Consider the following 4,685-nt stretch of genomic DNA (forward strand, 5'->3'; position numbering starts at 1 on the left):
TCTCGGTGAACGTGTCGGCGCCGCGCATGATCTCTTGGGGAGCGAGTGAGGGGTCTCATATCAACGCCTTAGCGGCCGTCCACGATGACGCGCGCTACTGGTATTTCAGCAACCTGTTAATGGGTTCGGTCGCGCTAAGTATCGCATTAAGGATTGCAAGTGATCTTGCTAAGAAGTGGAATGCATATGCGGCCGACGAGCAGAACTGTTCGGCAGGTGTCTGTCTGTCTGTCTGTTGGGACGGGACAGTTACAGCAATGGAGCGGGGCGCGTGCTCTTTACGCCCAGTTCAAGCGTAAGATGGGTGAGGCGGCCATTATGTTTCCCGTACCGCAGATGCAGCGTTGCACGGGCGCAAATCGTAGTCGCTGCCTGAGTATGGCACCCAGGACGAGCGCGGATGCGATCAATGCAGCCCGACGCGAGTCGGTACCACGGTGCCGCGGAATTGCGCTCGCCCGACCGTCCGTAACCGAGATGCGCGTGAGTAAGCCCTGGATCTCCCAGTCGGAGTAAGCAACGTGCCCACCAATCCAACCTTTGGTAAGAAAGAAGGCGCTGAATCCGCGCGCAGTGGGCTCGATGCCGATGCGCTGCGGCGTGGCGTCATGGACAACCTGATCTGCCTGCAGGGCCGCCATCCGGCCTTTGCCACCCTGCAGGACTGGTATATGGCGCTCGCATACACCGTGCGCGATCGCATGCTGGAGCGCTGGGCGGCAACCGTCGAAGGCTATGCCACACGCGAATTAAGGGTCGCCTGCTACCTCTCGGCCGAGTTCCTGATCGGACCGCAGCTTGGCAATAACCTCGTCAACCTGGGAATCGAAGCCAACACACGAGCCGCGATGCAGTCACTCGGCCAGGACCTCGATACACTGCTGGCGATCGAGGAGGAACCTGGGCTCGGCAATGGGGGGCTGGGGCGGCTGGCCGCCTGTTATCTGGATTCGCTGGCGACGCTCGAAATTCCGGCTATCGGGTACGGCATCCGTTACGAGTTCGGCATCTTTAACCAGGAGATCCGTGACGGATGGCAGGCGGAAGTGACCGACAAGTGGCTCCAGCGCGGCAACCCATGGGAGTTCCTTCGCCCGGACGTCAGTTTCTATGTCTCCTTCGGGGGGCATACGGAACATGAGACCGATGCGCAAGGCCGCTTTCGCGTACGCTGGATATCGGCAAGCCAGGTCAAAGGCGTGGCCTGCGACATGCCCATGCTCGGATACCGGGTCAACACGTGTAACGCGTTGCGGCTTTGGAAGAGCGAGGCTGTCGAGTCTTTCGACCTGCAGGACTTCAATGCTGGCGACTACTACCAGGCCGTGCAGGACAAGGTGGCTTCCGAAACGCTGTCGAAGGTGCTCTATCCAAACGACGAGCCCGAAGCGGGAAAGCGCCTGCGCCTTGCACAGCAATACTTCTTCGTCTCCTGCTCGCTGCAGGACATGCTGCGTTTGCTTGACCGCAGGCGCGAGCCGGTCGGACGCTTCGCGCAGATGTTCGCCGTGCAGTTGAACGATACCCATCCGTCAATCGCGATCGCCGAGCTGATTCGCCTGCTCGTGGACGAACGGTGCTTGCCCTGGGATCAAGCGTGGGACATCACACGGTGCACGTTTGCCTATACCAATCACACGCTGCTACCTGAGGCACTCGAGACGTGGGGAGTACCCCTTTTTCGCAACCTGCTGCCACGCCTGCTCGAAATCATCTTCGAGATCAACCGCCGATTTCTCGATGAGGTCCGGCAACGTCATCCCGGCGACGAGTCGCGTATCGAGCGCATGTCGCTGATCGACGAGGCGGGCGAGAAGAAGGTCCGCATGGCGCATCTGGCAACGGTCGGCAGCCACGCCGTGAACGGTGTGGCTGCGTTGCATTCCACGTTGCTCAGACAGACTGTGCTGCGCGATTTTGCCGAACTATGGCCCGAGCGTTTCTACAACGTCACCAACGGTGTTACGCCGCGTCGATTCATACTGCTTTCCAATCCGGCACTCGCCCAAGTGCTCGACAAAACAGTGGGTGAAGGGTGGGTGACCGACTTGACGCGACTCCGAAAACTCGAGGCGCATGCCGACGATGTGACCTTCCACGACGAGTGGCGCCGTGTCAGGCGATGGAACAAGGAAGTTCTTGCTGGACGTATCCGGGACGTCACGGGCATCGTTGTGGATCCCGATGCGCTGTTCGACATCCAGGTCAAGCGCATCCATGAATACAAGCGACAGCACCTGAACGCGCTCTACATCGTCACACTCTACCAGCGTCTGCGCCGTGACCAGGAGCAGGGCGTCGTGCCGCGTTGCTTCATCTTCGGCGGAAAGGCGGCGCCGGGCTACGCGATGGCCAAGCTGATGATCCGGTTGATCACAGGTGTGGCTGAAGTCGTCAACAACGATCCGTCGATGAACGGTAGGCTCAAGATTGTATTCTTTCCGAACTTCAACGTAAAGAACGCTCATTTCGTCTATCCGGCTGCAGACCTGTCCGAGCAGATCTCGACTGCCGGCAAGGAGGCATCCGGCACCGGCAATATGAAATTCATGATGAACGGCGCAATCACGATCGGAACACTGGACGGCGCGAATGTCGAGATCCGCGAGGAGGTCGGTGAGGACAACTTCTTCCTCTTTGGCTTGTCTGCGGATGAGGTGGAGCGCGTCAAGCGTGAGGGCTATCGCCCGGAAGACCGTGTTGAATGCAATGCGGAGTTGCGCGAAGCGCTGGAACTGATTGCAGGGGGATACTTTTCACGCGGCGACCGGGAGGTCTTCCGCCCCCTCGTGGAAACTCTGCGCAAGTCTGATCCGTTTTTTGTGTTGGCCGACTACGCCGACTACGTTGCGTGCCAGGAGCGCGTGAGCGTCGCATGGCAGGACCCCAGACGCTGGACGCGCATGTCGATTCTCAACGCGGCGCGATCGGGGAAATTCTCGTCCGATCGCGCGATCCGTGAGTACTCTGACCGAATCTGGAAGATTTCCCCGGTGAGGATCGCCCTTGACCGACCCTGAACTGGATTCGAGACTGGTCGGCAATAACGCCGGTCGTCAGTCAACTACGATCCCTTTTTCACGGTCAGCGCTTGGCGAGCGGTACGAACGGCAAGTCGTCGGGCCCAGTGTAGTTTGCGCTCGGGCGAATGATCTTGTTGTCGATGCGCTGCTCGATGATGTGCGCGGCCCAGCCGGACATACGCGAGATCACGAAGAGCGGCGTGAACATCGCGGTCGGCACGCCCATCATGTGATACGACACCGCGCTGAACCAGTCGAGGTTCGGGAACATTTTCTTGGCTTCCCACATGAGCGTTTCGAGGCGCTCGGCGATGTCAAACAGTTTCATGTTCGATGCTTCTTGCGACAGGTTCTTGGCCACGTCCTTGATCACCGCACTGCGCGGATCGGAGATGGTATAGACCGGGTGCCCGAAGCCGATCACGACTTCCTTGTTCTCGACGCGTCGGCGGATATCGCTTTCGGCTTCGTCCGCATTCTGATAGCGCGATTGAATTTCAAACGCGGCTTCATTGGCGCCGCCGTGCTTCGGCCCGCGCAGCGCGCCGATCGCGCCGGTGATCGCCGAATAGATATCGGAACCCGTGCCTGCGATCACGCGGCCGGTGAAGGTCGATGCGTTGAACTCGTGCTCCGCGTACAGGTTGAGCGACACGTGCATCGCGTCGACCCACGACTTCGACGGCGCGACTCCGTGCAGCAGATGCAGGAAGTGTCCGCCGATCGAATCGTCGTCGGTTTCAACTTCGATGCGCCGGCCGCTGTGCGAAAAGCGATACCAGTAGAGCAGCATCGAACCCAGCGATGCCATCAAACGGTCCGCGATGTCCTTCGCGCCCGCCACGCTGTGGTCGTCCTTCTCGGGCAGCACCGTGCCGAGCACCGATACGCCGGTGCGCATCACGTCCATCGGGTGCGCCGAAGCCGGCACGCATTCGAGTGCGAGCTTCACGTTGGCGGGCAGGCCGCGCAGCGACTTGAGCTTCGTCTTGTAGGCGGTGAGTTCCGCCTGCGTCGGCAGTTTTTCATGGACCAGTAGATAGGCGATTTCTTCGAACTCGCACGCGCGCGCGAGTTCGAGGATGTCGTATCCGCGATAGTGAAGGTCGTTGCCCGTCCGGCCGACGGTGCACAGCGCCGTGTTGCCCGCAGTCACGCCCGACAATGCGACCGACTTCTTCGGTTTGAACGTGCTGGGAGTGTTACTGTCTGCTTCGCTCATAATGTGTGTCGTCTCCAGGTTCAAGAGTTATCTCTTCACGGCTAATAATGCGAGTTTGTCTTCGTATGCGTGATAACGAGATATTGATACAGTTCGTTGCGAAAAGACCGATGGGCTGCTACTCCAGTCTCATGGGCCCGCCAGGACTCATTGATCCGGGGGGAAGAAAATGCCCCGCAGTGCGTGGCTGTACGCCGCCCTGCTGATGGCCTTCACCAGCAGGGAGAACGAGACTTTTGTTTTTTTGTTCAAACGTCACGCGTTGAGGTCGGCGCAGGGGGTATGTGCGTCCATCCAGTCGTAGTGTTCGCTGGCTCTCGCCCACGGCCTCGTCACGATGGGTGAGGCTGACGATTGCTTGGCGCGCTTGCCTGACGTTGGGTTCGCTTCCGGATCCGAGCGGCGTTCAAGAATTTCGGCTCCAGTCGCTGGTTTAAGAC

General features: G+C 59.6%; 4 protein-coding genes. 2 read left to right on the forward strand and 2 right to left on the reverse strand.

The window, feature by feature from the left end; all coding sequences use genetic code 11:
- Window positions 1-299 (forward strand): hypothetical protein (locus AWB68_RS50380; RefSeq protein ID WP_235028826.1); only part of this gene is annotated, 299 nt, incomplete at its 5' end.
- A gap of 222 nt (window positions 300-521) precedes the next feature.
- Window positions 522-3,020, forward strand: coding sequence for a glycogen/starch/alpha-glucan phosphorylase (locus AWB68_RS42740; protein ID WP_268810985.1), 2,499 nt, complete (start codon window positions 522-524; stop codon window positions 3,018-3,020).
- A 64-nt stretch (window positions 3,021-3,084) separates the two neighbouring features.
- On the opposite strand, the gene prpC is transcribed toward AWB68_RS42740, so the two are convergent.
- Window positions 3,085-4,245 carry a bifunctional 2-methylcitrate synthase/citrate synthase gene (prpC, locus tag AWB68_RS42745; protein WP_087650150.1) on the reverse strand — a complete coding sequence of 387 codons (1,161 nt, stop codon included), beginning with the start codon at window positions 4,243-4,245 and terminating at the stop codon, window positions 3,085-3,087.
- 255 nt (window positions 4,246-4,500) lie between these two features.
- The coding region (locus AWB68_RS50385; RefSeq protein WP_235028827.1) for a hypothetical protein at window positions 4,501-4,685 on the reverse strand (185 nt) is incomplete at its 5' end.

The organism is Caballeronia choica, from assembly GCF_001544535.1.
Taxonomy (GTDB): domain Bacteria; phylum Pseudomonadota; class Gammaproteobacteria; order Burkholderiales; family Burkholderiaceae; genus Caballeronia; species Caballeronia choica.